Origin of the sequence: Priestia sp. SIMBA_032 (assembly GCF_046535215.1) — a bacterium.
GTDB lineage: Bacteria > Bacillota > Bacilli > Bacillales > Bacillaceae_H > Priestia > Priestia aryabhattai.
Window position 1 is genome coordinate 1 of the sequence record NZ_JAWRXD010000898.1, and the last position, 262, is coordinate 262.

General features: G+C 57.6%; 1 protein-coding gene. It reads right to left on the bottom strand.

All coding sequences use genetic code 11. The features are described 5' to 3' along the window. Positions 1-59 precede the first annotated feature (59 nt). Positions 60-262: hypothetical protein (locus tag SB717_RS36915; protein WP_410908052.1), on the bottom strand; the 203-nt coding region annotated here is incomplete at its 5' end.

Sequence of the window (262 nt, forward strand, 5' to 3'; positions counted from 1 at the left end):
TCTGTGAGGTTAATGAGGTTATGGAGAGTCAAATAGGGCCGTATGTCATCTGGCTCTGCCTATGCGCCCTGATGCTGGGTGGTTGCGATTCGACACAACAGGGCGAGGCGCAACCGACACCGGTGCATGTGTCGGTATTGAGACTGAAGCCTCAGGTCGTAGACGTCAGTGAGGATCTGCCAGGGCGCGTTGCGGCCTTCAGAACCGCAGAGATTCGCCCGCAAGTCAGCGGTATCGTACAGCGACGTCTGTTCGAGCAGGG